At 69.6% G+C, this 456-nt stretch carries 1 protein-coding gene; it reads left to right on the top strand.

Annotated features, from left to right (window positions below; all coding sequences use genetic code 11):
- Positions 1–253, top strand: a 253-nt coding sequence (locus AC1DYG_RS19690) for a hypothetical protein (RefSeq protein WP_477641540.1), incomplete at its 5' end; no start/stop codon positions are given.
- Positions 254–456 lie beyond the last annotated feature (203 nt).

Here is a 456-nt window from a genome sequence, read left to right as displayed (position 1 = left end):
CGCGCACACCCTGCTCTACGACGCGCTGGTGGTCGAGAGCGGCGCGATGCCGCGCGAGCGGCTGGCGACGATCTCCGTCCCGACCCTGGCGCTGGCCAGCGCCGGGAGTCCGCCCAGGCTCCGCGAGGCCGCCGCGGCGGTCGCCAAGGTGGTGCCCGGCGCGGGACTGGGCATCGTCGACGGGGGCTTCCACGACGTGTCGCCGAAGGTCCTGGCGCCCGTGCTGTCCGAGTTCTTTGGCGCCGGGCACTGAGGCGCCTCAGGCCGTTCACCAGKCGAAACATCRTTGYSATCGAATRYRCGTGCGAGTAGAATTCGAYGTATGAAACTCGACGCCATGCTCACCGACCCCGCCGGGGTCGAGGCATGGCGACTCGACGAAACCGAGATACTTGCGGCGGTGCCGGAGCTGGTTCAGGACATGCGCAGACGCGACGCGCTCCTCGTCCGCCTCGT

The organism is Pedococcus sp. P1_H8 (assembly GCF_056405175.1).
This window is presented reverse-complemented; position numbering and strand designations above follow the sequence as displayed.